The sequence below is a fragment of the Aeromonas sp. PS2Canimalfood6 genome (genome assembly GCF_048276795.1).
In the GTDB taxonomy this organism is placed as follows: domain Bacteria; phylum Pseudomonadota; class Gammaproteobacteria; order Enterobacterales; family Aeromonadaceae; genus Aeromonas; species Aeromonas caviae.
Genome location: NZ_JBLUXC010000010.1, coordinates 36,873 through 61,486, shown reverse-complemented (window position 1 = coordinate 61,486; position 24,614 = coordinate 36,873). Strand labels below are relative to the sequence as shown.

Sequence of the window (24,614 nt, the reverse complement as noted above, 5' to 3'; positions counted from 1 at the left end):
ATACTCATTGGGCCCTCAGGCACCGGATTTCATGCTATCCACGCTCAATTTCATCTCGCCGAGACGACGGGCCAGCGCACCGACGTTACCCGCCCCCTGGGTCAATACCAGATCCCCCTCGCCAATCAGGTCGGCCAGCACCGCGGGCACATCGTCCGGCGTTGCGACAAAGATGGGCTCCAGGGTGCCGCGGGAGCGGATGGAACGGCACAAGGCACGGCCATCGGCACCGGGAATGGGCTCCTCACCGGCGGCATAGACCTCCAGCATCACCAGCACGTCCACCTTGGAAAGCACATCCGCGAAATCTTCGTAGAGATCCCGGGTCCGGCTGTAGCGGTGCGGCTGGAACACCATCACCAGCCGCTTCTCGGGCCAGCCGGCGCGAGCGGCGTTGATGGTCACCTTCACTTCGCTCGGGTGATGACCGTAATCGTCCACCAGCATGGCCTTGCCACGGCCGGTTTCAAACTCGCCATATTGCTGGAAGCGGCGCCCCACCCCTTCAAACTTGGAAAGTGCCTGGATGATGGCCTCGTCGCCGATGCCGTCTTCGGTTGCCACCGCAATGGCGGCGGCGGCGTTGAGGGCGTTGTGGATGCCCGGCAGATTCAGGGTCACCTCCAGCTCACCCGCCCCTGCACGGCGCACCCGGAAGCGGCTGCGATTGCTGGTCTGCACGAAGTCCAGCACCTGCACATCGGCATCATCGCTCAGACCGTAGGTGAGGGTGGGACGGGCGATCTCCGGCAGCATGGCGCGGATCACGGGGTCATCCACGCACACCACGGCCAGGCCGTAGAACGGCAGGTTGTGCAGGAAATCGATGAAGGTGGCCTTCAACCTGGAGAAATCGCCACCATAGGTGTCCATGTGATCCGCTTCGATATTGGTCACGATGGAGACCATGGGTTGCAGATGCAGGAAGGAGGCGTCGCTCTCGTCCGCCTCGGCAATCAGATAACGGCTGCTGCCCAGGCGGGCATTGGTGCCGGCGCTGTTGAGCAGACCGCCGATGACGAAGGTGGGGTCGCGATCCGCCTCGGCATAGATGCTCGCCACCAGACTGGTGGTGGTGGTCTTGCCGTGGGTCCCAGCAATGGCGATGCCGTGACGGAAGCGCATCAGCTCCGCCAGCATTTCGGCGCGGCGCACCACGGGAATACGCAGCTCGCGGGCAGCCAGCAGCTCGGGGTTGTCCTGCTTGATGGCGGTGGAAACCACCACCACGCTGGCACCGTCCACATGCTCGGCACTGTGACCGACAAAGATGTGTGCGCCCAAAGAGGCCAGGCGTTCAGTCACCCCGTTGCGGGCCAGATCCGAGCCGGTCACCTGATACCCTTCATTGGCAAGCACTTCCGCAATACCGCCCATACCGGCGCCACCGATGCCGATGAAGTGGATGCGACGCACGCGGCGCATTTCGGGGATAACGGTACGCAGTTTTGCCAGTTCAACCTTGGTCATAGTTCTTTCTCAATTCGCGGCCACAGGCCATTTTCATTCGGCGACACATGTATTCGAGGAGCGGGTGGGTGGCTTTGGCCAGCACCCCGTCCGTCAATCTCGTTCGACTCACCCTGTCGCGAGCCGTTTGCACTCATCGGCAACCCGTTCGGCGGCATCGATGATGGCGACCCGGCGCGCGGCCTGGGCCATGTTAAACAGGGTTTCCCTGCGCCCGGCGAGCCAGGAGAGGCGCGACGCTAGAGTGGCCGGCGTCAGCTCGGACTGGGGCAGGAACTCGGCCGCACCGCCGTCGACCAGGGTCAGGGCGTTGCGGGTCTGGTGATCGTCCACCGCATGGGGCAGGGGCACGAAGATGGCGGCCACACCGGCGGCGGCCACTTCGGAGACGGTCAATGCGCCGGCGCGGCACACCACCAGGTCCGCCCAGGCATAGGCATCCGCCATGTCCTTGATAAATTCACTCACCTCGGCCTCGACCCCCAGCCCGGCATAGGAAGCAGCCACGGCCTCCTCGTTGCCCTTGCCGCATTGGTGACGCACCTCGATGGGCACACCGGCAGCTGCAACCGCAGGAGGCACCTGCTCGTTGAGGACCCGGGCCCCCAGGCTGCCACCAACCACAAGCAGGCGCAGAGGATCGCTGCTGCTGCGCAGTTGGGGATCCGGCAGCGCCACCACCTCGGGGCGCACCGGGTTGCCCACCACTGCGGTACGGGCATTGGGGGCGAAGGCACCCGGGAAGGCCATCAGTACCCGCCTGGCGATACGGGCCAGCAGCTTGTTGGTCAGGCCGGCGGCGGCATTCTGCTCGTGCAGCAGCAGCGGAATGCCGGACAGCCAGGCGGCCACGCCACCCGGGCCGGAGGCGAAGCCCCCCATGCCCAGCACCACATCGGGCTGGATGGTCTTGAGCACCTGGCGGGCCTGCAGCACGGATTTGATGACACGGTAGGGCGCCGCGAGCAGACGCTTGATGCCGTTGCCACGCACCCCCTGGATGTCAATGAAGGAGATGGGATAACCATGGGCAGGCACCAGCTCCGCCTCCATCCGGTCGGCAGTGCCGAGCCAGTGGATGGTCCAGCCCTGGGCCTTGAGGCGATCGGCGACGGCCAGGCCGGGGAACACATGGCCCCCGGTACCACCCGCCATCACCAGTAACGTCTTGCTCACGCAACCTCCCGCACGCGCGCCTGGGCACTTGCCTGGCGCAACTCGAAATCGATACGAATCAACATGCTCACCGCCACCATCATGATGATGAGACTGGAGCCGCCATAACTGACCAGTGGCAGGGTCAGCCCCTTGGTAGGCATCATGCCGCTGGCGGCACCGACGTTGACGAAAGTCTGGAAGCTGAACCAGATGCCGATGCCGATGGCCAGATAACCTTCATAGAGCCGCTCGGCCACCAGCGCCTGGTGACCCAGCTTGAGCGCCTTCACCGCCAGCGCAAAAATCAGGAAGAGTGCGCCAAGCACCCCCACGTAGCCCAGCTCTTCGCCCAGAATGGCGAACACGAAGTCGGTGTGGGCCTCCGGCAGGTACTCCATCTTCTGGATGGAGTTGCCGAGCCCCTCGCCAAACCAGCTCCCCCGACCAAAGGCCATCAGGGACTGGGTCAGCTGATAGCCGCTGCCAAAGGGATCGGCCCAGGGGTCGAGGAAGGAGGTCACCCGCCGCATCCGGTAGGGCTCCGCGATGATCAGGGTCACCACGGCGCTCACACCCACCAGGATGAGACCGATGAACTGCACCAGCCGGGCACCGGCCAGGAACAGCATGCCGAGGGAGGTGACGAACATCACCACCACTGACCCGAGATCCGGCTGGGCCAGCAGCAGGATGGCCACCACGAACAGCACCGCCATGGGTTTCATGAAGCCGATGAAGCGCTCGCGCACCTCGCTTTGACGGCGCACCAGATAACCCGCCAGATAGACGAACAGCGCCAGCTTGCCGAACTCGGCCGGCTGCAAGTTGAAGGGGCCCAGCGGCAGCCAGCGTACCGAACCGTTGACGCTGCGCCCCACCAGCAACACCATCACCAGCAACACGATGGCCAGCAACAACATGGGGCCGTTGTAGTGCTGCCAGCGTGCCATGGGCACCTGCAACACGAACCAGGAGATACCCAGCGCCATCACCAGGAACATGCCGTGGCGCTTCACGAACATGAAGGGATCGTTGTTGATGGCGATCCCCTCAGGAATGGAAGCGGACGCCACTATTACCAGCCCGACGCCCATCAGGGCGAGGGCCAGTACCACCAGTTGCCGATCATAAAGACCGGCGGGGCGTACCGGTAGCAACCAGCGCTGTAAGAATCCCGCAACCACGCGCAGGGCGTTCATAAGCCCATCACCAGTTCGGTGAAGCGATCGCCGCGCGCTTCAAAGGATTTGAACTGATCCAGGCTCGCGCAGGCCGGCGCCAGCAGCACCCAGTCACCAGGCCTGGCGTCGGCCGCCGCCTTGGCGACAGCAGCGTCAAGATCGGCAACCCGCTCGGTCTGTTCGCCCAGGGCCAGCAGCACCTCGGCATCCTGACCAAAACAGTACATGTGATCGATCTGGCTGCCGAGCAGCGCCTGCACCGGGCCGAAGTCCTGCCCCTTGCCCTGGCCACCGGCCAGCAGCAGCAGGCGGCCCTTGACCGCTTCACGCACCCCGGCCACGGCGGCCAGGGTCGCCCCCACGTTGGTGGCCTTGGAGTCGTTGATCCAGCGCACCCCATTTACCTCACGCACGAAGCGGGCACGGTGAGGCAGGCCTTCAAAGCGGCGCAGCACGGCAAGTTGTGCCTCGCGGGGAATGCCCACCGCATCGCACAGGGCCATGGCCGCCAGGGCATTGGCCTGGTTGTGGGCACCCACTATCTTCATCTCGTCCACCGCCAGGAGCGGCTCACCGTGCAAGGTCAGCCAGTGACGGCCCTCCAGCTCGCAGCGACCGTAGCCGTTGCAGTCGAGGCCGAAACTCTGCCACACCTGACCCACATCGGGCAGGGTCTGGGGATCGTCGCGATTGATCAGGATGTGCTGGGAGTACTGATGGATCTCCATCTTGGCGGCGCGGTAATCCGCCATGCCGGTATAGCGATCCATATGATCTTCACTGAGGTTCAAGACCACGGAGGCGGCGGCCCGCAGGCTGTAGGTGGTCTCCAGCTGGAAGCTGGAGAGCTCCAGCACGCAGAGATCCATGGGCTGCTTGAGGAGCGACAGCGCCGGGGTGCCGATATTGCCCCCCACACCGACCTTGAGTCCCGCCTCGGCGATCATCTCACCCACCAGGGTGGTGACCGTGCTCTTGCCGTTGGAGCCGGTGATGGCGATGACGGGCGTCTGGGTTTCACGCACGAACAGTTCGATGTCACCGACGATGCGCACCCCGAACTCGGCGGCGGCCTTCAACTCCGGAGTCGCCAGGGCGATGCCCGGGCTCGCCACTATCATGTGCGCCTGCTTGAGCCGCTCAGCGTCCAACCCGTGGATGAGCTCCACCTCGGGGGGAAGCTCGTCCTTGCCCGGCGGGTTGGCACGGGTGTCCATCACCAGCGGCGTGACGCCGCGGTCGAGGAAGTAATCGACGCAGGAGAGTCCGGTTTTGCCGAGTCCGATGATGATGACCATGGCTTACCTCACCTTCAGGGTGGCGAGGCCAAGCAGCACCAGCATGAGGGTGATGATCCAGAAGCGCACGATGACACGCGGCTCCGGCCAGCCCTTCTTCTCATAGTGGTGATGGATGGGGGCCATGCGGAAGATCCGCACGCCGCGCAGTTTGTAGGATCCGACCTGCAGGATCACCGAGACGGTCTCCATCACGAAGACGCCCCCCATGATCACCAGCAGGAACTCCTGGCGCACCAGCACCGCGATGGTACCGAGCGCGCCGCCCAGGGCCAGGGAACCCACGTCCCCCATGAAGACCTGGGCCGGGTAGGTGTTGAACCAGAGGAAGCCCAGGCCCGCGCCCACGATGGCGGTACAGACGATCACCAGTTCGGAGGTGTAGGGCACGTAGGGAATGTGCAGGTAGTTCGCGAAGTTGACGTTGCCGGTCGCCCAGGCGATCAGGGCGAAGCCCCCCGCCACCATCACGGTGGGCATGATGGCGAGGCCATCCAGACCATCGGTCAGGTTGACCGCGTTGGAGGTGCCGACGATGACGAAGTAGGTCAGCAGGATGAACATCAGGCCGAGCTGGGGCATCACGTCCTTGAGGAAGGGCACCACCAGCTGGGTTTGGCCATCGTGGGTGGCCGTGGCGTAGAGGAAGACCGCCACACCCAGCGCGACCGCGGACTGCCAGAAGTACTTCCAGCGGGCGATGAGGCCGTCGGTGTTCTTGCGCACCACCTTGAGATAGTCATCGGCAAAACCGATGGCGCCATAGGCCCCCAGCACGAACAGCACCAGCCAGACATAGGGATTGTCGAGGCGGCACCAGAGCAGCACAGAAGTGAAGATGGCGGCAATGATCATCAGGCCGCCCATGGTCGGGGTGCCCTTCTTGCTGAGGTGGGACTCGGGACCGTCGTTGCGGATCACCTGGCCGAACTTCATGATCTGCAGGCGACGGATGAGGCGCGGCCCCATCCAGAGCTCCACCACCAGACCGGTGATGATCGACAAGATGGCGCGAAACGTCAGGTAGGAGAAGACGTTGAAGAAGGTGAAGTGCGGGGTGAGCAGTTCCGCCAGCCAGACTAGCATGTGGCTGACTCCTGATGGCCCTTGACCATCTCGACGATATCTTCCATGTGGGAGCCGCGGGCACCCTTGACCAAGATCGCGATTTCTTGATGTGTATTTATCATTTGCGCAAGCACTTCAAACAACGACGCCTTGTTATCGAAATGTCGGCCAGCCGCGGCATCTGCGGTGTGGCGACTCTGTTCCCCTACGGTCAGCACGGCATCGAGGCCCTGCTCACGGGCGTGGTGTCCGACCCGGGCATGCTGCGCGGCGGACTCCTCACCCAACTCTTTCATGTCACCGAATACCAGCACCTTGTAGCCGTTCATGGCGGTCAGGGCATCGATACCCGCCAGCACGGACTCCACGCTGGCGTTGTAGGTGTCATCCACCAGAGTGAGGCCACCCCAGCGTTGCACGCAGAAACGGCCCTTGACCGGCGCCATCTGCTCCAGCCCCGCCTTGACGGACGCAAGCAATGCGCCCAGGGCCAGGGTACCGGCGGCAGCAGCCAGGGCGTTGGCCACGTTGTGGCGACCCGGAATGGCCAGGGTCAGATTCACCTCTCCCAGGGGCGTCACCATCACGAACCCGGCACAACCCTGCTCGTTGAGCACGATGTCGCGGGCGTGGAACGGCTGACGCTGATCCTCAAGGGAGAAGGCGCAGTGGATGCCCTTTTCACGCCACTTCGGCCAGAACTCGTTGTCGGCATTGACGATGGCGGTGCCGCCCTCGCCTAACCCTTCGAAGATTTCGCTCTTGGCATGGAACACCCCTTCCAGGGAGCCAAAGCCTTCCAGGTGCGCGGCAGCGACGTTGTTGATGATGGCGGCGTCGGGTCTGGCGAGCGACGTGGTCCAGGCGATCTCGCCCGGGTGGTTAGCTCCCAGCTCCATCACCGCGAACTGGTGTTGCGGCTCGAGGCGCAGCAGGGTCAGCGGCACCCCCACCTCGTTGTTGAAGTTGCCGGCGGTGGCCAGCACCTCCCCTTCACAACGCAGGATGGCCGTCGCCATCTCCTTCACCGTGGTTTTGCCACAGCTGCCGGTGATGGCGAGGACTTTCGGATTGATGCGCTCGCGCACCAGCCTGCCCAGACGTCCAAGCGCCTTGAGGGTGTCGCCCACCACCAGTTGTGGAATGGCCAGCGGCAATTCGCGCTCCACCAGCAGGGCACTGGCGCCGGCGGCAACCGCCTGGTCGCAGAAATCGTGGGCGTCGAAACGCTCGCCGCGCAGGGCCACGAACAGCGCCCCCGCGCCCAGGGTACGGGTGTCGGTGCTGACCGCCGTGATCTCATGGTCGCCCCCGATCAGACTGGCATCGAGCACCTGCGCCAGGTCGGCAAGCCTGAGGGTCATCATTTGAATGACTCCATTAATGTGTGCAAGGCGGCTGCGACGGTTTCCCGATCGCTGTAGTGCCGCTTGTCGGTTCCAATGATCTGATAATCCTCGTGGCCTTTGCCGGCCACCAGGATGATGTCCTCTTTGCTCGCTTGACTCAGTGCCAGCTGGATTGCCTTGGTCCTGTCGTGCTCAATCTGCACGGCGCCGGGATCGCGAAGACCCGCCACCATGTCGGCCATGATCCGGGCCGGCTCCTCGGTACGGGGATTGTCGTCGGTCAGGATCACGCAGTCCGCATGCAGCTCCGCCATGGCAGCCATCATGGGACGCTTGCCGCGATCCCTGTCGCCGCCGCATCCCACTAGGCACCAGAGCCGACCGTGACAGTGCACCCGCAGGGCCTGCAATGCCTTCTCCAGCGCATCCGGGGTGTGGGCGTAATCGACCACGGCGAGCGGCGCATCACCACCGCCGAAGCACTCCATGCGACCGGTCACCGGTTGCAGTCTGGGAGCCGTCGCCAGCAGGTCATCGAAGTCGTAGCCGAGCACCAGCATGGCGCCCATGGCGCCCAGCACGTTGCTGACGTTGAAGCGGCCGAGCAAGGGGGCGGATAATACACCATTCCCCCAGCTGGAGTTAATGCGCGTATCAAAACCTTGTTGGTGGAAATGGGGATCCTGCGCCGTCAGTTGTCGTCCGGCATGGTTTTCAATCGGACCATGAACCCCGAAGGCCACCGCACCGGGATAGGTCGCCAGCCATTGCCGTCCCAGATGGTCATCGGCGTTGATGACGGCGCAAGGCTCATCCACCAGCTTCAGCAGCTCCTCCTTGGCGGCGGCATAGGCCTCCATGGTGCCGTGATAGTCCAGATGATCCCGACTCAGGTTGGTGAAGACTGCCGAGGCAAACGGCAGGGCCGCCACGCGATGCTGCACCAGACCGTGGCTGGAGACCTCCATCGCCACCAGATCAGCCCCCTGCTGCTGCAAGGCGGCCAGATTGGCCTGCACCTGGACCGCGCTGCCCGTGGTGTTCTCTGCTTCGATGAGCTCGCCAAACAGACCGTTGCCTATGGTGCCCATGACCCCGGCCTTGCCCCCCAGCAGGGTGCGCCAGTTGGCCACCAGCAGGGCCGTGGTGCTTTTGCCGTTGGTGCCCGTGATGCCCACCAGTTGCAGCTTTTGCGCAGGGTGACCGTAGAAATGACCGGCCAGCTCGGAGAGGCGAGCGGGAAGATCCCTCATGCCGATGCAGGGGATCTGGGTCGCCGGAGGGACGAATTCTCCGTCCTCCTCAAACAGCACGGCGGTCGCTCCCTGAGCCACCGCCTGTTCGATGAAGCGCCTGCCATCCACCTGATGGCCACGAATCGCCACGAAGAGCGAGCCGGGACCGACCCGCCGGCTGTCGAGCTGGAGATCGGTGAGGGAAAGCGCTGGGGCATCGATGCCGAAGCGGCTCATCAGTTGATCAAGTGTGCGGGGCGGCATGGGAAGCCTCCGAAAATGCGGGAATGCGGGCGCTCGTACACGCCATGGAAAACGCCCCGACAGCAGCGGGGTCGATGGAAAAAGCCGGATGCCCGTCAAGTACGCGGTGCGCCATTGTTGGCCTCCGTGCGGGCAAGTTTGGCGGGTACCTCGGGCGGGATCGCATCGGGACGGATGTTGAAGAGCTGCAACACGCCTCCCATGGCCTCCGCAAAGGGCGGGGTCGCCACGGCACCGCCGTAGTAGGCATCCCCCTTGGGTTCGTTGATCACCACCACCATAACGAAACGGGGATTGCTGGCCGGTGCGAAACCGGCAAACCAGGCCATGTAGTCCTTGCCATAGCCCCCAGCCACGGCCACCTTGGCGGTACCACTCTTGCCACCGACCCGATAACCGGGGATCTGGGCCTTGGGAATGGCATTGCTGACCACGTACTCCAGCGCCTGCAACATGGCAGCGGCGTTGTTGTGATCGATGACCTGCTCACCCTTGGGCGGCTTGGTCACCTTGATGATGGAGAGCGGTACCCGCTTGCCCTTGTTGGCCAGGGTGGCGTAGGCGGAGGCCAGCTGCAGCGGGGTCACTCGCAGACCATAACCGAACGACAGGGTAGCTCGCTCGATGTCGGACCAGCGGCGACGCTGGGGCAGCATACCGCTGCTCTCCCCCATCAGGCCGCTGCCGGTGTCCATGCCGAAGCCCACCATGCTCAGGGTGTTGATCATCTCCTGGGCCGGCATCCGCAGCGCGATGCGCGACATGCCGATGTTGGAGGAGTAGCGCAGGATGTCGTACAGGTTGGTCGCCTTATGGATACTCACGTCACGGATCTGCTTGGCCCCGATGAAGAGGGGACCGCCCGGGATGAAGTCCTTCCAGCTGGTGACACCGGCTTGCAAGGCACTAAGCAAAATCAATGGCTTGACCGTGGAACCCGGCTCATAGGTATCGGTCACCACCCGGTTTCGCACTCGGAAACTCTGGTACTGGCCGCGGTTGTTCGGGTTGTAGGAGGGGGTGTTGACCATGGCGAGCACCTCGCCGGTCTTCACATCCAGCATCACCATGGAGCCGGAGGTCGCCTTGTTCTCGTCGGTGGCCCGTTTGAGGGCGCGATAGGCCAGCGCCTGCACCCGCTGATCGATGCTCAGTTGCAGATCGTTGGCGTGCTTGCCCTCTTTCACCAGGCCCAGGCGCTCGATGACGCGGCCCTGCCTGTCCTTGCGCACTCGCATCTCGCCAGGGGTTGCGGTCAGCCACTCGTTGTAGCTGCGCTCAATCCCCTCGATGCCGCTGCCATCGATGTTGGTCACCCCCACCAGGTGGGAGCTTATCTCGCCGGTCGGGTAGAAACGGCGCGCCTCGGGGCGCAGATAGATGCCCCCCAGCTTCAACCCCTTGATGTACTCGGCCACCGCAGGCGTCACCTGTCGCTGCAGATAGACGAAGCGCTTGCTCGGGTTGGCGATGCGATGCTTGAGGGTGTTGATGTCGAGCTTGAGCACGGCGGAGAGTGCCAGCCAGGCACGCTCGTTGTGGATGGCACCGGACTCGTGCACCGTCTTGGGATCGGCCCAGACCGCTTCGACCGGCACGGATACCGCCAACTGTTCGCCATTGCGGTCCGTGATCATGCCGCGCACCGCCTGGGTGGAGGTGGTGCGCAGGGAGCGCATATCCCCCTCCTGGCGCAGTCTGTCCGGATCGATCACCTGGATCCAGGCCAGCCGCAGGATCAGCCCGGCAAACGCGATGCCGATGAAGAAAACCAGGGTACGAAAGCGCCACGGGTAGAGTGAGGGTGCTTTCGCCTTGGCTTTGTCCTTTGCCGGAGCCTTGGTGGCGGCCTTGCGTGTCATGGTTGTGTAATTACCTTTTCAGTGGTCACCAGGGGACGAGCCATCTGCAACTTGTCCATGGCCAGACTCGCCACCCGGGAGTGCTCAGCCAATGTGCCCTGTTCCAGCAAGAGGTGGCGCCACTCGATGTTGAGCCTGTCCTCCTCCGCCATCAGATCGTTCTGCTTGGCCGTCAGACCCCGGGTCATGTTGGTCACCAGGATCACCGCAAAGGCGGTGACCAGCACGGCGACGGTCAACAGGACCTGCAACTTGTGGCGCCAGAGATCCGCAACGATCTCCCTGGCGAGGTGAACGCGCACGTCGCTCATCGTTTACTCCGCAAGACGCTCTGCGACCCGCAGCACCGAACTGCGGGACCGGGTGTTTTCATTGACCTCGTGGTCGGAAGGCTTGAGCGCCTTGCCGATCGACTTCAGCTTGCGACCACCGGCAAGCTGGGCTTCAGTCAGGGGGATGCCGTGGGGTACTTCAGGACCTTTCTCGTGCTTGCGAATGAAATGTTTCACCAGCCGATCTTCCAGAGAGTGGAAGCTGATGACGGAGAGACGGCCGTGAGGAGCCAGCACGTCCAGCGCGCCGTTGAGGGCGGTTTCGATCTCGTCCAGCTCGCTGTTGATATAGATGCGGATGGCCTGGAAGCTGCGGGTCGCCGCGTGCTTGCCCTTCTCCTTGCTCGGGTTGACCCGGGAAATCATCTCCGCCAGTTGGCGGGTGCGCACATAGGGCTCGGTCACCCGATCGTGTACGATGGCGCGAGCAATCTTCTTGGCGAAGCGCTCCTCACCGAAGGTTTTCAGCACCCAGGCGATGTCGTCCACATCGGCACGGGCCAGCCACTCGGCGGCGCTCTGACCGGAGGTGGGATCCATCCTCATGTCGAGCGGGCCGTCCTTCATGAAGCTGAAGCCACGTTCGGCATCGTCAAGCTGGGGGGAGGAGACACCGAGATCCAGCAGGAAGCCATCGACCTTGCCCAGCAGGCCGCGCTCGGTCAGATAGCGGGTGATGCCGGAGAAGGGACCGTGCACGATCTCGAAACGGGGATCCTGGATCTTGGCCGCCTCGGCAATGGCCTGGGGATCCCGGTCGATGGCGATCAGACGGCCGTTCGGGCCCAGATGCTGGAGAATGAGACGAGAGTGACCACCCCGGCCAAAGGTACCGTCGACGTAGATACCGTCCGGCTTGATGGCCAGCCCTTCGACGGCTTCGTGTAACAGCACTGTGATGTGTTCAGCGGCTTGGGTCATTTATAAAGAAAAATCCTGTAGTCGTGGTGAACTTGCCCAGTCGTCCTCGGGCAGGCCCAGGATGTCGTCGTTGATCTGTTGTTGCCAGCGGGCTTCATCCCACAGCTCGAATTTGTTGAGCTGGCCCACCAGCATGACTTTCTTGTCCAGCCCGGCATGGCTGCGCAGCGGCTGGCTGAGCAGCAGACGGCCATTGCCATCCAGTTCGCATTCGGCCGCGTGGCCGAGCAGCAGACGCTGCAGGCGGCGTTCCGCCGGGTTGGTGCTGGAAAGGGTCTTCAGCTTGCGCTCCACCTCTTCCCATTCATTCAGGGGATAAAGCAGCAGACAGGGATGGGCGATGTCGATGGTGCAGACCAGCTGGCCGTCGCATTCGTCGCGCAGCCAATCACGAAATTTGGTCGGAATCGCCAACCGCCCCTTGCTGTCCAGGCTGATGGCGTGAGCGCCACGCAACAAATTGCAGTCCCCGAAGGTGAGTTATGGGGGCTAGATGCCCAATAAAACCACTTTGATCCACTTTTCTCCACCATGAAGTTTAAGGACGAGCAGGGGGCTTTTCAAGCAAGGATCTCGGGCATGGGGAACATATTGACGCAGCGTGATGGGACTACCGATTAAATGAATTGATTTTCCACAAGTTATTTGTGTTACCCGCAACTCGATTAATTTTCAGCAATTAAAAAACTGACAAATTGCACGAATAAACATCAGCCATGCAGGCCGCGCTTCTCCAGCGCCATCACGATATTCAGAACATGGAAAAATTCCACATAACAGATTGATATAAAATACATTTGTTAAACATAGCTAGCCCAACAGTAAATATCACGAGTCAACCGAGGCAGTACTTTATGGTTAATAAAAAGAGCCTTGCGATAAATCGCAAGGCTCTTCAGGAAAGAGGTCGGAGTCGGCCTGTAAGCCGGGTTCTGTACCGGGTTGCCCCGGGTAGCAATCATTCCTCTAGGCCAGCAATCGCTCGCTGGCTCAAGCAACCTACCCGCCCCCAACGCGGGCCGCGCCAATAGGGGCCTATTTGGTCTTGCTTCGGGTGGAGTTTACCGTGCCACGAACTGTTGCCAGTCGCGCGGTGCGCTCTTACCGCACCCTTTCACCCTTACCTGATCCCTTGCGGGCCATCGGCGGTCTGCTCTCTGTTGCACTGGTCGTAGGCTCGCGCCCCCCAGGCGTTACCTGGCACCCTGCCCTGTGAAGCCCGGACTTTCCTCCCCTCCGCCCGTCTGTCCCGAGGGACACAACGACGAAGCAGCGATTGCCCAGCCAACTCCGAGGCGCGGATTATAGCCTCGCGAGACGGACGGGGTAAACCGTCAATTCCGGTTTACGGCAATTAATAGTGCTCAAGACCGTATTTGTAGAGGGCGTTCTTCTTCACCCCGTGGATCTCGGCGGTGAGGGCTGCAGCCTTCTTGAGGGGCAGCTCGCTGACCAGCAGGCCCAGGGTGCGGATCGCCTCCGCAGGCAACTCGTCATCCACCTTGCTGGCACCGGCGACCACCAGCACGATCTCCCCGCGGCAACGGTTATCGTCCTCTCCGAGCCAGGCCAGCATCTCGGAGGCGGGCAGACCGTGGATGGACTCGAAGGTCTTGGTCAGCTCGCGGCACACCACCACCTGGCGCTCACCAAGGATGCGAGCAATCGCTTCCACGGTATCCTGCACCCGGCGCGGCGATTCGTAGAACACCAGAGAGCGGGTGTCTTCGATGACGGCTTGCAGGCGATCATCCCGCCCCTTGGCCTTGGCCGGCAGGAAACCCTCGAAGGCGAAGCGGTCGGTGGGCAGCCCGGCGGCGGACAGCGCCGTGATGGCGGCGCAGGGACCGGGCAGCGGCACCACCTTGACCCCGGCTTCGCGACAACGGGTGACCAGGTGATAACCGGGGTCGCTGATGAGCGGCGTCCCCGCATCGGAGACCAGGGCCACGCTCTTGCCCTCCTTGATGCGGGCGATCAGCACATCCGCCTTTTGCTGCTCGTTGTGATCGTGCAGGGCAAAGGTCGATACCGAGATCTGGTAGTGGCTGAGCAGGATCCCGGTATGCCGGGTATCCTCGGCGGCCACCAGATCGACGCTGCGCAGCACGTCCAGTGCTCGCTGGGTGATGTCGGCCAGATTGCCGATCGGAGTGGGGACTATATACAGGGTTGGGATGTCACTCATGGGAGCTCCGAGTGTCCCGACAATTGTGTCGCCATATTGGCCCGTTTACACTATGGAGAATTTCAACACTGGTCGGGGAATGAACTTGAACCGGGTTATAAAGCAGCTAAGTGTATCACGACTCTTCGGCATCCTACTCGCGGCAGTCCTGCTCGCCGCCTGTGCGTCGGAGCCCAATCAATCTTCCGGACAACCCGGCATGCCGTCAGCCTTCTCGGATCTGACCAAGAATGCCCAGTGGTATCTGGAGCAAGTGGATCCCGCCAAACCGGCAGAGGCCTTCGTGTGGCAGATGATGGCGGCGCGCAGCTATCTGGCGCTCGGCCAGGCCAAACCGGCTGCCGCTCTGTATCAGCAGTTGCAGAAGCAGGCGAAGAGCCCGGTGCAGCAGGCGCAGTTGCAACTGCTGCAGGCACACCTGCTGCTCGCCCAGGGCAACGCCAACCAGGCGCTGATCCTGCTGGAAGGCAAGCCGGATGTGGTGCTGGATGCCGATACCCAGAAGGACTGGTACCGCCAGCGCGTGGTGCTGCAGCTCGACATCAACAACAAGTTTGGTGCGGCCAAGTCGCTGATCCTGCTGGAACCTTATCTGGCCAAGAATGAGCTGGCCACCAATCACCAGCAGATCTGGTCACTGCTGAAAAGCATGACCCCCTCCACCCTGCAGGCGCTCGAAGAGGAGCCAGCTCCCGATGTGACCACCGGCTGGCTGCGTCTTGCTGCGCTGGTGAACGAATTCGGGGCACAGCCGAGCCAGCTGGCCCGCCAGCTTGCCGGCTGGAAGCAGAGCTTCCCTAACCACCCGGCCCAGAGCGACATGCCGGCCGGCCTTGGGGATCTCGCTATCACGGACAACGGTTCGCTGCAGCAGATCGCCGTCTTCCTGCCGCTCTCCGGCAACCTGGAAGCCCAGGGCGCCGCCATCCGCAACGGCATGCTGATGTCCTACAAGGAAAATCAGAGCCAGTTCACCCTGAACTTCTACGATACCCAGGGCAAGGCGATGGGGGACCTCTACAAGCAGGCCATTCAGGAAGGGGCCAACATGATCATCGGCCCCCTGCTCAAGGATCAGGTGGAGGAGCTGCTCAAGTCTAATCCGACCGTGCCGGTGCTGGCGCTCAACGAGCTGGACAAGCCGATCGTCAACGACAACACCTTCTATTTCTCGCTCTCCGCCGCTGCCGATGCGAGCCAGGCGGCCCAGTACCTCTATGGTCAGGGCTACCGCAAGCCGCTGCTGATCGCGGCACAAGGCCGGATTGGCTACAGCAGTATCAAGGCGTTTGAGCAGGCCTGGGCCGGCGTCAGCCAGGAGAAGCCCGTGGTTGCCACCTTCGGGGCGCGCAACGAAGTGCAGGGCATGGTCAAGAACGCTCTGAGCGGCCGTTCCACCGCACGAGCCGGGGAGATTGTCCAGCTGTCCGATGCCGCGCCGCGCAGCATCGACGCCGTCTATGTGGTGGCCAACAGCCTGGAGACCCGAATGATCAAGCCCTATGTGGACATCTCGGTCAATCCCATGGGCAGCCTGCCCATCTACAGCAGCTCGCGGGGATACGACGGCGGGACGACCGAGGTAGCCTCCGAGCTCAACGGCATGCATATCTCCGACATGCCACTGCTGCTGGGTGGCTTTGAGGCGCAGCGTGAACAGATTGCCCTGCTCTGGCCCCAGACCCAGGGCGACCTGCTGCGCTTGTTCGCCCTCGGGTACGATGCCGTCAGCCTGGCAGGCAACCTGCCGCAAATGCGCAAGGTCAATGCCATGCAGCAACCCGGCATGAGTGGCCAGCTGAGCGTGGATCCCCAGGGCAACATAGTGCGCATGCTGGACTGGGCCACCTACCAGAATGGCAAGCTGGTCAGCGACAGCGCCGCCCCCCAGCTGGAGGATGCGACTCATGAAGAGGCTACTGACACAACTTCACCAGCAGTGGTTGAACCTGTTGCCGTCGGCAGCGACGAGCAAGGGACAACACTTTGAGCAAATAGCGGAGCGCTGGTTGCAGGCCCGAGGCCTGCAACCCGTGACCCGCAACTACCGCTGCCGTGGCGGCGAGATCGATCTCATTATGCGCCAGGGGGATACCCTGGTGTTCGTTGAAGTGAGATATCGCGCCAACGCCACCCATGGCGGTGCAGCCAGCTCGGTCACCCGGCGCAAGCAGCACAAGATCGTGCTGGCCGCGCGCCACTATTTCAAGCAACATGCCATCAATGAGGCCAACCAGGCCTGTCGATTCGATGTGATCGCGTTCGAGGGCGACCAGCCGGACTGGATCCAGAACGCGTTTTAAGAGGACCCCATGACTGATCCCATCAAAGAGAATTACACCGAGAGCATCCAGACCAAGATAGCTGCCGCCGAAGCACTGCCGGATGCCATCCATACGGCAGCCCAGATGCTGACCATCTGCCTGCTCAATGGCCACAAGGTGATGGCATGTGGCAATGGTCCCTCCTCGGCATTGGCACAGCTGTTCATTTCCGAACTGGTGAACTGCTATGAAACGCCTCGCCCGTCCCTGCCCGGTCTCGCCCTGACGCCCGACATGGCGACCATCAGCGCCATCGCCACGGATCACGGTTTCGAAGAGGTCTATGCCAAACAGATACGTGCTCTGGGACAACCAGGCGACATCCTGGTGGTCATCACCACGACAGGCAACAGCCGCAGCCTCATCAAGGCTGCGGAGGCCGCCCTCTCCCGCGACATGACCATCATTGTTCTCGGTGGCGGAGACGGGGGAGAGATCGCCGGTCTGCTGGGCCCCAATGACGTGGAGATCCGCGTTCCTTCCGCTCGCCGTCCTCGTATTCTGGAAGTGAACCTGTTGACCCTGCACTGTCTCTGTGATCTCATCGACCAGACACTTTTCCCGCAACAGGAAGACTGAAACCATGAAGAAGCCTATTTTCGCTCTTGCCCTGCTGACTGGCGTCCTGCTGCTGCAAGGCTGTGCTGCCGTGGTGGTCGGTGGCGCGGCTGGCACCGCCAAGGCGAGCGGCGATCGCCGCACCCTGGGTGCCCAGTGGGACGATCAGACCATAGAGCTGAAAGCCGCCAACCTGTTGGCCGACAACAAGCCCCTGAGCGCCGCCAGCAAGATCAGTGTCTACAGCAACAACGGCCGTGTGCTGCTGGTGGGTCAGACACCCTCTGACGCTTACAAACAGGAAGCGGGCAGAATCGTGAGCCGGATTGAAGGGGTTCGCCATGTCTACAACGAGCTGCGCCTTGGCAAACCAGTCAGCATCGGTGTGCGCAGCAATGACACCTGGATCACCTCCAAGGTGCGGGCCGACATGCTGGGCACCAAGAACTTCGACAGCGCCAAGGTGAAGGTTGTCACCGAGAATGGCGAGGTATTTCTCATTGGGTTGGTCACCCGCCAGGAAGGGGATCAGGCCGTGGAAATCGCCCGCCACGTCAGCGGCGTTAAACAGGTGATCAAAGCCTTCGAGTTTGCCCAGAATTGACCATCTGGCAGGATGAAAAAACGCAGCCTTCAGGCTGCGTTTTTTATTTGATGACTTTCAGGGTCGGGCGACCGCTCGGGCGTGGTGGTTCCGGCTCGGGGTCAACCGACGTGGGTGACTGTGCCTGTTCCAGCCAGAGGTCATACCCGGGCTCCGGCGGGAACAGGGTCCCTACTCCGTTCTCCCTGGCATGGATGGCCAGTACGGCCGCCATGGGAATATAGACCTGCTGCGATACGCCACCGAAACGGGCGCTGAAGCTGACAGCGTCATTGTCCATGTGGAACTGGCCCACGGCCCGGGGGGCGATGTTCAGAACAATCTGGCCATCCTGCACGAACTGCATCGGTACCATCACATGGGGAATGTTGGCATTGACCACCAGATGGGGAGTCAGATCGTTATCCAGCAACCAGTCAAAAAACGCCCGCAGCAGATACGGGCGACTGGGTGTCATTGTCGGTTCCATGCTCATACGCCGGCACGGATCTCGCGCTCGGCCTCAGTCAGGGAAGCCTGGAAGGATTCACGCTCGAACAGGCGAACCATGTAAGCCTTCAGCTCTTTGGCGCCACGGCCGGTGAAATCGATGCCCAGGCTCGGCAGACGCCACAGCAACGGCGCCATGTAGCAGTCGACCAGACCGAACTCTTCGCTCATGAAATAGGGCATCTCGCCGAAGATGGGGGCGATGGCCAGCAGGTTGTCGCGCAACTCGGCACGGGCGGCTTCGGTATCGGTGCCCGCCATGATCTTGTCGGCCAGAGAGTACCAGTCCAGCTCGATGCGGTGCATCATCAAACGGCTGTTGCCGCGCGCGACCGGATAAACCGGCATCAGGGGCGGATGCGGGAAACGCTCGTCCAGATACTCCATGATGATGCGCGAGGTGTACAACGCCAGCTCGCGATCCACCAGAGTCGGTACAGTGTTGTACGGGTTCAGCTCGGCCAGCTCATCCGGCAGGTTGGCAGGATCAACCTGGCAGATATCCACGCTAACACCCTTCTCCGCCAGGACAATACGCACCTGATGGCTGAACATATCGTTGGCACCGGAAAACAGCGTCATTACCGAACGCTTATTGGCAGCTACAGCCATTGAACCCTCCCGTCATTAAAAAGCAGAAACGGCAATGAAGCATGTCTGTCTTCATTGCCGTGCGTCATATTACTCCGATCTGGTCGCTTAGTGAACGTCGCGCCAGAATTCCTTCTTCAACAGCACAGTGAAGATGAAGAAGATAGCGATGAATCCGAGTACCCAGAAGCCCATGCGTTCGCGCTCCTGCTGCACCGGCTCAGCCGAGTAGACCAAGAAGTTTACCAGATCCAGTACCGTCTGATCATATTCTTCGTTGTTCATTTCACCGTTGCCGTCAGATTTGATGCTGACGACTTGCTGCATCTCCACGCCATCCAGGGTGTGCGTCTCGAACTCGGCGCGGGGCGTCCCCTGCAACGGCTCCAGCACATGGGGCATACCCACGGACGGGAAGACGGCGTTGTTCACCCCGAATGGACGGGTTTCGTCCACGTAGAAGGAACGCAGATAGGTGTAGATCCAGTCTGCACCACGCACCCGGGCAACCAGGGTCAGGTCGGGGGGCGGCGCACCGAACCAGCGAGCAGCATCCTTCTCGGACATGGTGCTCTTCATCAGATCGCCGATCTTGGCGCCGGTGAAGACCAGGTTCTCCTTCATCAGATCGTCCGGAATACCGATGTCGGCCGCCACCCGGTTATAACGCTGGTACTGGGTGGAGTGACAGCCGGCACAGTAATTCATGAAGGTGGCGGCCCCCCGTTGCAGGGATGCCTTGTCACTCAGATCGTACTCCGCCTTGTCGAGGGGGAAGCCACCGCCAGAGGCCAACACCAGACCAGGCAGCAGGGCCAGCACTGCAAAAATTATTCTTTTCATTTGAATGTCACCCTCTCCGGCAGCGGCTTGGTGTTCTCATTCTTGCTGTAGAAGAACAACAGGACGAAGAATCCGAAATAACCCAGAGTACAGAGTTGTGCAATCAGCGTCAGGGTCGGGGTTGATGGCAGCACGCCCAGCACCCCCAGGATAATGAAGCAGACCACGAATTGGGCGATGTTCAGCTTGTGCAGGGTGCTGCGGTAACGCACCGAGCGCACCTTGCAGCGATCCAGCCAGGGCAACAGGAACAGCACCACGATGGAGAGGCCCATCATGATGACCCCCAGCAGCTTGTCAGGCACCGCACGCAGGATGGCGTAGAAGGGAGTGAAGTACCAGACCGGGGCAATATGCGCCGGTGTCTTCAGGCCATTGGCCACCTCAAAGTTCGGTTTCTCGAGGAAATAGCCCCACATGTCCGGCTTGAAGAAGATGATGGCACAGAAGAAGAACAGGAAACCGGCTACCCCGATCATGTCCTTCACGGTGAAGTAGGGGTGGAATGCGACCGCATCCAGTGGCCAGCCGTTCTCGTCCTTGTGCTTCTTGATGTCGATGCCATCGGGGTTGTTGGAGCCCACCTCGTGCAGCGCCAGGATATGCATGGCCACCAGCATCACCAGCACCAGCGGCAGAGCGATGACGTGCAGCGCAAAGAAGCGGTTCAGGGTCGCACCCGAGATGACATAGTCCCCCCGGATCCACAGGGTCAGATCGTCACCGATAACGGGGATGGCACCGAACAGCGAGATGATGACTTGGGCCCCCCAGAACGACATCTGCCCCCAGGGCAGCAGGTAACCCATGAAGGCCTCGGCCATCAGTACCAGGAAGATCAGCATGCCGAAGATCCACAGCAGTTCCCTTGGCTTCTGGTAAGAGCCGTAGATCATGCCGCGGAACATGTGCAGGTAGACAACGATGAAGAAGGCGGATGCCCCGGTTGAGTGCATGTAACGCAGCAGCCAGCCGTAATCCACATCCCGCATGATGTATTCCACGGAAGCGAAGGCACCTTCCGCCGAGGGGTTGTAGTTCATGGTCAGCCAGATGCCGGTGATGATCTGGTTGACCAGCACCAACATGGCAAGCGAGCCGAAGAAGTACCAGAAGTTCAGGTTCTTGGGCGCCGGATACTTGGCCATATGGTCGTTGTACATGGCCGTGAGCGGGAAACGATCATCGATCCAGCCCATGAGTTTGGCAAACATGGTCAGGCCTCCTTGCCATCGGCACCGACCAGAATGGTGGTGTCGCTAAGAAATTGGTATGGCGGAATGACCAGGTTCAGCGGTGCGGGGACGCCCTGGAACACTCGACCAGCCATGTCGAATTTGGAGCCATGGCAGGGGCAGAAGAAGCCGGAAGTTACCCCTTGAACCTGCTCGCCGAAGCTGTCGGGCAGATAGGAAGGGGAGCATCCCAGATGAGTGCAGATGCCAACGGCCACGAAGATTTCCGGTTTGATGGATCTGTAGCCATTGTGGGCATAGTCCGGTTGCTGTGGCTCGTCTGACGCAGGATCCCGCAGCTTGTCATCGTGTGCAGCCAGAGCATCCAGCGTCTGCTTGGTGCGCTTCACCACCCAGACCGGTTTACCACGCCACTCGACGCGGATTAGCTGACCCGGCTCCAGCTTGCTGATATCCACTTCAACCGGGGCGCCTGCCGCCTTGGCTTTGGCACTCGGATTCCATGACTTAATAAACGGCACTGCGGTAAAAGCAGCTCCTACACCGCCAACGGCAACCGTTGACCAGGTAAGAAATCTGCGGCGACCGGTATCAACTGGCGCATTGCTCATCCAAAAACTCTCCCATGTGGACTCCGCTCATTCTTATAGTGTCCCTGTTTACTTCTCCTCTCCCTCTGACAACTGCGATGGAAGCGGAGTGGCAATTGACACAGAAAGACCATGGAAATTTTAAAGAAAAGATAACAATTTGACAAGAAAGGGAGTCGATGGGCAAAAACAATAAATACACAATTTTTTGTCTTTTGTGACGTATGCTTAGCATTGTCACATGTAACATTACCAATAAAAAAAGCCTGGCAAATTGCCAGGCTTTTTTGACACTCCTGAGAGTGCGTACCAAAAGCGAATTAACGCTTGGAGTACTGCGGACGCTTACGCGCTTTGTGCAGACCGACTTTCTTACGCTCAACCTTACGGGCATCACGAGTAACAAAGCCAGCTTTACGCAGTTCGGAACGCAGGGTCTCGTCGTACTGCATCAGAGCACGAGTGATACCGTGGCGGATCGCACCAGCTTGACCGGAGATGCCACCACCGTTAACGGTGATGTACAGATCCAGTTTCTCGGTCATCTCGACCAGTTCCAGCGGCTGACGAACTACCATGCGGGCAGTCGGACGGCCGAAGTATTGCTCCAGGGAGCGCTGGTTGATTACGATTTTACCGCTACCCGCTTTGATGAATACGCGAGCAGTGGAGCTTTTGCGACGGCCGGTACCGTAGTATTGATTTTCTGCCATGTTGCCAGTTCCCGTTAGATATCCAGTACTTGAGGTTGCTGAGCAGCATGAGCGTGCTCTGCGCCTGCGTAAACTTTCAGCTTACGGAACATGGCACGGCCCAGCGGCCCCTTCGGCAGCATGCCCTTGACGGCAGCTTCGATTACCATTTCCGGCTTACGCTGAATCAGCTTGTCGAAGCTGATGGACTTGATACCACCCGGGAAACCGGAGTGAGCGTGGTACATTTTGTCGGTAAATTTCTTACCGGTTACGTGTACCTTCTCAGCGTTTACAACGATGATGTAGTCACCGGTGTCAACGTGCGGAGTGTACTCGGCTTTGTGCTTACCACGCAGACGAGCAGCGATCTCGGTTGCGATACGACCCAGAGTTTTACCTTCTGCGTCCACAATGTACCAGTCACGTTTTACGGTTTCTGGCTTGGCAACGAAAGTTTTCATTAAGTTAAACCCAATTACCTGTTACAGACCCAATTGCTTATGGGGGCTCTCCCACAAACAACAAACGATGGCCTACCTGTACCCCTTCGAATACAAGTAAAGCTTAAAGTGTTGCTGTCTTATCGACAGCTGTAACGTGGGCCGGGCGATTATAAGTGAAGTTGCCTTAAATATCACCTGCTAATTTCACTGCCATGAAGCTAGCAAATGTCGCCCGGCCCTACCTGCCGCAGATGCCCATCCGACTGGCAGGCGCGGTATTGTGACTAAGGAAGGTGCACTCTGGCAAGGTATTCGTGCGATTGCATCTCCTGAAGCCGTGAAAGGCAACGCTTGAATTCGAAATTCAGCAAGCCTTCGCCATAGAGCCCGGTCATGGGGACCGCCGCCGATATGATGAGCTTGACATGCCGCTCATAAAACTCGTCCACCATGGCGATGAAGCGGCGGGCCGCGTCATCCGTGCTGCTACCCATGGGTTGCACATTGGCCAGCAGGACGGTGTGGAACTCACGGGCCAGTTCGATGTAGTCGCCCTGGGAGCGTGGAGTACAGCACAGCTGTTCAAACTCCATATAAAGCACCCCTTCCCCCACGCCCAGTGCACTCAGTTGGCGATGGTTGACTTCCAGTGCGGCGGCAGTCACCGCCCCAGTCCCGGTCAACTGGCTGAAATAACGCTCCAGGTTGCTCCTGGCCTGCTCATCCAGCGGGAAGTGATAGATCTCTGCCTGTTCCAGGGTTCGCAGCCGGTAATCGACACCGCCATCAACATTGATCACCTCGCAGTGACGCTCGATAAGCGCGATGGCAGGCAGGAAGCGAGCACGCTGCAACCCGTTGCGGTAGAGATCCTGAGGGGGGATGTTGGATGTGGCCACCAGCACTACGCCATGGCCAAAGAGTTCCTGGAACAGAGTGCCGAGCAGCATGGCATCCGTGATATCCGAGACGAAAAACTCGTCGAAGCAGATGACGTCGGTCTCATCGGCCAGCTTGCGGGCGATCAGCTTGAGCGGATCGGACTGACCGGTCAGCCCTTTGAGCTCGTCGTGCACACGGTGCATGAAACGGTGGAAGTGGATGCGCAGTTTGCGCTCCCCCGGCAGGCTCTCAAAAAAAGTATCCATCAGCCAGGTCTTGCCTCTGCCCACACCGCCCCACATATATAACCCCTGGACGGGGTCACGGGTTTTCGGCTTTTGCAGCCAACCCAGCAGGCCACGGGATCTGGTCGGAGTCGGGCTTGCGCACAGATCCTGATAGAGTCGCTCCAGGCGGGCGACTGCCATGGCCTGGGCCGGATCGGCCACAAAGCCGGGGCGCTGCAAATCCTGCTGATATTTTTGCTGCGGGGTCATCCTGTAAACCGCCTCCAAGTCCCTGAATGAGGGACAAAATGGTATCACGCTCTCGGGGGGCACGGTATAGTGCCAACGAGGCGTTGCGGTCCATCCGACCGCTTCAAATTCATCGTGTTAGCTGTAACAAGGAGCTTCTATGACTCTGTTTAACGGGATCCTGCTGGCGATCGCCGCCCTGATCATCGGCGTGCTGATCGGCCGCTTCTCTGTCCGTAGCCGGGATGCCGGACGCCTGGAACAGGAGCTGAAAAAAGCCCACAAGGAGCTGGAAAGCTACCAGGGGCAGATCACCACCCACTTTGCCGACAGCGCAGCCCTGATGGAGCAACTGGCCGAACAGTACCAGACCCTTTATCGCCATATGGCGGAACAGAGCAAGTTCCTGGCCAAGGTACAGGAACCACTGTTCCGCGAACCCGAAGTGGAAGAAACAGGCGATGCCGCCAACAGCGAGGAGCCGGGCCTTCCTCCCCGCGATTACGCCGGTGCGTCCGGCCTGCTCAAGCAGCCGGGCTGATCGTCGGTTGAACTAATTACGCTTTATCGTGGTCAGACCTTGACGATTGCACTGCA

25 protein-coding genes and 1 other RNA gene are annotated in these 24,614 nt (G+C 60.9%); 5 read left to right on the top strand and 21 right to left on the bottom strand.

Annotation, left to right across the window (positions count from 1 at the left end):
- Window positions 1-15: 15 nt before the first annotated feature.
- The 13 genes from murC to rsmI all read right to left on the bottom strand — a co-directional run bounded on the left by murC (window position 16) and on the right by rsmI (window position 14,326).
- Complete coding sequence (gene murC / locus ACNPAA_RS06615; RefSeq protein ID WP_045522161.1) at window positions 16-1,470, bottom strand: UDP-N-acetylmuramate--L-alanine ligase; 1,455 nt, start codon at window positions 1,468-1,470, stop codon at window positions 16-18.
- 108 nt (window positions 1,471-1,578) lie between these two features.
- Window positions 1,579-2,646 carry an undecaprenyldiphospho-muramoylpentapeptide beta-N-acetylglucosaminyltransferase gene (murG, locus tag ACNPAA_RS06610; protein WP_201872173.1) on the bottom strand — a complete coding sequence of 356 codons (1,068 nt, stop codon included), beginning with the start codon at window positions 2,644-2,646 and terminating at the stop codon, window positions 1,579-1,581.
- Entirely contained in the window at window positions 2,643-3,827 is a 1,185-nt protein-coding gene (gene ftsW, locus ACNPAA_RS06605; protein ID WP_113978315.1) for a cell division protein FtsW, read from the bottom strand. Before ftsW ends, murG begins: the two co-directional genes overlap by 4 nt.
- The gene (gene murD, locus ACNPAA_RS06600; RefSeq protein ID WP_113978317.1) at window positions 3,824-5,107 is read right to left on the bottom strand and encodes a UDP-N-acetylmuramoyl-L-alanine--D-glutamate ligase; all 1,284 of its coding nucleotides are present in this window, start codon (window positions 5,105-5,107) and stop codon (window positions 3,824-3,826) included. Before murD ends, ftsW begins: the two co-directional genes overlap by 4 nt.
- 3 nt (window positions 5,108-5,110) lie before the next feature.
- The gene (gene mraY, locus ACNPAA_RS06595; protein ID WP_113978319.1) at window positions 5,111-6,193 is read right to left on the bottom strand and encodes a phospho-N-acetylmuramoyl-pentapeptide-transferase; all 1,083 of its coding nucleotides are present in this window, start codon (window positions 6,191-6,193) and stop codon (window positions 5,111-5,113) included.
- Window positions 6,187-7,542 carry a UDP-N-acetylmuramoyl-tripeptide--D-alanyl-D-alanine ligase gene (murF, locus tag ACNPAA_RS06590; RefSeq protein ID WP_113978321.1) on the bottom strand — a complete coding sequence of 452 codons (1,356 nt, stop codon included), beginning with the start codon at window positions 7,540-7,542 and terminating at the stop codon, window positions 6,187-6,189. The genes mraY and murF overlap by 7 nt, the downstream gene beginning before the upstream one ends.
- A complete protein-coding gene (gene murE / locus ACNPAA_RS06585; protein ID WP_069785543.1) occupies window positions 7,539-9,023 on the bottom strand; it encodes a UDP-N-acetylmuramoyl-L-alanyl-D-glutamate--2,6-diaminopimelate ligase in 1,485 nt (494 codons plus the stop codon). The genes murF and murE overlap by 4 nt, the downstream gene beginning before the upstream one ends.
- Before the next feature lie 95 nt (window positions 9,024-9,118).
- Window positions 9,119-10,885: a peptidoglycan glycosyltransferase FtsI gene (locus tag ACNPAA_RS06580; RefSeq protein WP_010675841.1), complete on the bottom strand. Its 1,767-nt coding sequence runs from the start codon at window positions 10,883-10,885 to the stop codon at window positions 9,119-9,121.
- Complete coding sequence (gene ftsL / locus ACNPAA_RS06575; protein ID WP_010675842.1) at window positions 10,882-11,196, bottom strand: cell division protein FtsL; 315 nt, start codon at window positions 11,194-11,196, stop codon at window positions 10,882-10,884. Before ftsL ends, ACNPAA_RS06580 begins: the two co-directional genes overlap by 4 nt.
- 3 nt (window positions 11,197-11,199) lie before the next feature.
- The gene (gene rsmH / locus ACNPAA_RS06570; RefSeq protein ID WP_109421765.1) at window positions 11,200-12,138 is read right to left on the bottom strand and encodes a 16S rRNA (cytosine(1402)-N(4))-methyltransferase RsmH; all 939 of its coding nucleotides are present in this window, start codon (window positions 12,136-12,138) and stop codon (window positions 11,200-11,202) included.
- The gene (gene mraZ / locus ACNPAA_RS06565) at window positions 12,139-12,597 is read right to left on the bottom strand and encodes a division/cell wall cluster transcriptional repressor MraZ (RefSeq protein WP_039040489.1); all 459 of its coding nucleotides are present in this window, start codon (window positions 12,595-12,597) and stop codon (window positions 12,139-12,141) included.
- A gap of 446 nt (window positions 12,598-13,043) precedes the next feature.
- An RNA gene (rnpB, locus tag ACNPAA_RS06560) (RNase P RNA component class A) lies at window positions 13,044-13,430 on the bottom strand.
- Window positions 13,431-13,492: 62 nt separating this feature from the next.
- Window positions 13,493-14,326 (bottom strand): 16S rRNA (cytidine(1402)-2'-O)-methyltransferase, encoded by an 834-nt coding sequence (gene rsmI / locus ACNPAA_RS06555; protein ID WP_039040488.1) that lies wholly within the window; start codon window positions 14,324-14,326, stop codon window positions 13,493-13,495.
- A 199-nt stretch (window positions 14,327-14,525) separates the two neighbouring features.
- On the opposite strand from rsmI, the gene ACNPAA_RS06550 reads away from it, so the two are divergent.
- The 4 genes from ACNPAA_RS06550 to dolP are packed head-to-tail and all read left to right on the top strand — an operon-like array spanning window position 14,526 to window position 17,812.
- Window positions 14,526-16,316: a penicillin-binding protein activator gene (locus tag ACNPAA_RS06550; protein WP_223931241.1), complete on the top strand. Its 1,791-nt coding sequence runs from the start codon at window positions 14,526-14,528 to the stop codon at window positions 16,314-16,316.
- Window positions 16,234-16,629, top strand: a complete 396-nt coding sequence (locus ACNPAA_RS06545) for a YraN family protein (protein WP_201894968.1) — start codon at window positions 16,234-16,236, stop codon at window positions 16,627-16,629. Before ACNPAA_RS06550 ends, ACNPAA_RS06545 begins: the two co-directional genes overlap by 83 nt.
- A gap of 9 nt (window positions 16,630-16,638) precedes the next feature.
- The gene (locus ACNPAA_RS06540; protein WP_010675848.1) at window positions 16,639-17,229 is read left to right on the top strand and encodes a D-sedoheptulose-7-phosphate isomerase; all 591 of its coding nucleotides are present in this window, start codon (window positions 16,639-16,641) and stop codon (window positions 17,227-17,229) included.
- 4 nt (window positions 17,230-17,233) lie between these two features.
- Entirely contained in the window at window positions 17,234-17,812 is a 579-nt protein-coding gene (gene dolP / locus ACNPAA_RS06535) for a division/outer membrane stress-associated lipid-binding lipoprotein (protein ID WP_336578939.1), read from the top strand.
- A gap of 43 nt (window positions 17,813-17,855) precedes the next feature.
- Here the strand turns inward: dolP and ACNPAA_RS06530 are convergent, their stop codons facing one another.
- From ACNPAA_RS06530 to zapE, 8 genes are all read right to left on the bottom strand, one after another.
- Window positions 17,856-18,287, bottom strand: coding sequence for a ClpXP protease specificity-enhancing factor (locus tag ACNPAA_RS06530; RefSeq protein WP_185367287.1), 432 nt, complete (start codon window positions 18,285-18,287; stop codon window positions 17,856-17,858).
- A complete protein-coding gene (gene sspA, locus ACNPAA_RS06525) occupies window positions 18,284-18,913 on the bottom strand; it encodes a stringent starvation protein SspA (RefSeq protein WP_039040485.1) in 630 nt (209 codons plus the stop codon). The genes ACNPAA_RS06530 and sspA overlap by 4 nt, the downstream gene beginning before the upstream one ends.
- Before the next feature lie 87 nt (window positions 18,914-19,000).
- The gene (locus ACNPAA_RS06520) at window positions 19,001-19,735 is read right to left on the bottom strand and encodes a cytochrome c1 (RefSeq protein ID WP_201872170.1); all 735 of its coding nucleotides are present in this window, start codon (window positions 19,733-19,735) and stop codon (window positions 19,001-19,003) included.
- Window positions 19,732-20,949 (bottom strand): cytochrome b, encoded by a 1,218-nt coding sequence (locus ACNPAA_RS06515; RefSeq protein WP_010675853.1) that lies wholly within the window; start codon window positions 20,947-20,949, stop codon window positions 19,732-19,734. The genes ACNPAA_RS06520 and ACNPAA_RS06515 overlap by 4 nt, the downstream gene beginning before the upstream one ends.
- A 2-nt stretch (window positions 20,950-20,951) precedes the next feature.
- The gene (petA, locus tag ACNPAA_RS06510; protein WP_010675854.1) at window positions 20,952-21,542 is read right to left on the bottom strand and encodes a ubiquinol-cytochrome c reductase iron-sulfur subunit; all 591 of its coding nucleotides are present in this window, start codon (window positions 21,540-21,542) and stop codon (window positions 20,952-20,954) included.
- A gap of 299 nt (window positions 21,543-21,841) precedes the next feature.
- On the bottom strand, window positions 21,842-22,234 hold the full coding sequence (gene rpsI, locus ACNPAA_RS06505; protein WP_005336286.1) for a 30S ribosomal protein S9: 393 nt from the start codon (window positions 22,232-22,234) through the stop codon (window positions 21,842-21,844).
- Window positions 22,235-22,248: 14 nt separating this feature from the next.
- Window positions 22,249-22,677, bottom strand: coding sequence for a 50S ribosomal protein L13 (gene rplM, locus ACNPAA_RS06500; RefSeq protein WP_005336289.1), 429 nt, complete (start codon window positions 22,675-22,677; stop codon window positions 22,249-22,251).
- A gap of 266 nt (window positions 22,678-22,943) precedes the next feature.
- Window positions 22,944-24,038, bottom strand: coding sequence for a cell division protein ZapE (zapE, locus tag ACNPAA_RS06495; RefSeq protein ID WP_161469870.1), 1,095 nt, complete (start codon window positions 24,036-24,038; stop codon window positions 22,944-22,946).
- A 139-nt stretch (window positions 24,039-24,177) separates the two neighbouring features.
- Between zapE and ACNPAA_RS06490 the strand changes: the two genes are divergently transcribed.
- Window positions 24,178-24,558, top strand: a complete 381-nt coding sequence (locus ACNPAA_RS06490; protein WP_010675856.1) for a YhcB family protein — start codon at window positions 24,178-24,180, stop codon at window positions 24,556-24,558.
- The last annotated feature ends 56 nt before the right edge of the window (window positions 24,559-24,614 follow it).

Coding starts and splice junctions, on each gene's coding strand:
- murC (WP_045522161.1), bottom strand. CDS start 1,470: ATGACCAAGGTTGAACTGGCAAAACTGCGTACCGTTATCCCCGAAATG.
- ftsW (WP_113978315.1), bottom strand. CDS start 3,827: ATGAACGCCCTGCGCGTGGTTGCGGGATTCTTACAGCGCTGGTTGCTA.
- murD (WP_113978317.1), bottom strand. CDS start 5,107: ATGGTCATCATCATCGGACTCGGCAAAACCGGACTCTCCTGCGTCGAT.
- mraY (WP_113978319.1), bottom strand. CDS start 6,193: ATGCTAGTCTGGCTGGCGGAACTGCTCACCCCGCACTTCACCTTCTTC.
- murF (WP_113978321.1), bottom strand. CDS start 7,542: ATGATGACCCTCAGGCTTGCCGACCTGGCGCAGGTGCTCGATGCCAGT.
- murE (WP_069785543.1), bottom strand. CDS start 9,023: ATGCCGCCCCGCACACTTGATCAACTGATGAGCCGCTTCGGCATCGAT.
- ACNPAA_RS06580 (WP_010675841.1), bottom strand. CDS start 10,885: ATGACACGCAAGGCCGCCACCAAGGCTCCGGCAAAGGACAAAGCCAAG.
- ftsL (WP_010675842.1), bottom strand. CDS start 11,196: ATGAGCGACGTGCGCGTTCACCTCGCCAGGGAGATCGTTGCGGATCTC.
- rsmH (WP_109421765.1), bottom strand. CDS start 12,138: ATGACCCAAGCCGCTGAACACATCACAGTGCTGTTACACGAAGCCGTC.
- rsmI (WP_039040488.1), bottom strand. CDS start 14,326: ATGAGTGACATCCCAACCCTGTATATAGTCCCCACTCCGATCGGCAAT.
- ACNPAA_RS06550 (WP_223931241.1), top strand. CDS start 14,526: ATGCCGTCAGCCTTCTCGGATCTGACCAAGAATGCCCAGTGGTATCTG.
- ACNPAA_RS06545 (WP_201894968.1), top strand. CDS start 16,234: ATGAAGAGGCTACTGACACAACTTCACCAGCAGTGGTTGAACCTGTTG.
- ACNPAA_RS06540 (WP_010675848.1), top strand. CDS start 16,639: ATGACTGATCCCATCAAAGAGAATTACACCGAGAGCATCCAGACCAAG.
- dolP (WP_336578939.1), top strand. CDS start 17,234: ATGAAGAAGCCTATTTTCGCTCTTGCCCTGCTGACTGGCGTCCTGCTG.
- ACNPAA_RS06530 (WP_185367287.1), bottom strand. CDS start 18,287: ATGAGCATGGAACCGACAATGACACCCAGTCGCCCGTATCTGCTGCGG.
- sspA (WP_039040485.1), bottom strand. CDS start 18,913: ATGGCTGTAGCTGCCAATAAGCGTTCGGTAATGACGCTGTTTTCCGGT.
- ACNPAA_RS06520 (WP_201872170.1), bottom strand. CDS start 19,735: ATGAAAAGAATAATTTTTGCAGTGCTGGCCCTGCTGCCTGGTCTGGTG.
- ACNPAA_RS06515 (WP_010675853.1), bottom strand. CDS start 20,949: ATGTTTGCCAAACTCATGGGCTGGATCGATGATCGTTTCCCGCTCACG.
- petA (WP_010675854.1), bottom strand. CDS start 21,542: ATGAGCAATGCGCCAGTTGATACCGGTCGCCGCAGATTTCTTACCTGG.
- rpsI (WP_005336286.1), bottom strand. CDS start 22,234: ATGGCAGAAAATCAATACTACGGTACCGGCCGTCGCAAAAGCTCCACT.
- rplM (WP_005336289.1), bottom strand. CDS start 22,677: ATGAAAACTTTCGTTGCCAAGCCAGAAACCGTAAAACGTGACTGGTAC.
- zapE (WP_161469870.1), bottom strand. CDS start 24,038: ATGACCCCGCAGCAAAAATATCAGCAGGATTTGCAGCGCCCCGGCTTT.
- ACNPAA_RS06490 (WP_010675856.1), top strand. CDS start 24,178: ATGACTCTGTTTAACGGGATCCTGCTGGCGATCGCCGCCCTGATCATC.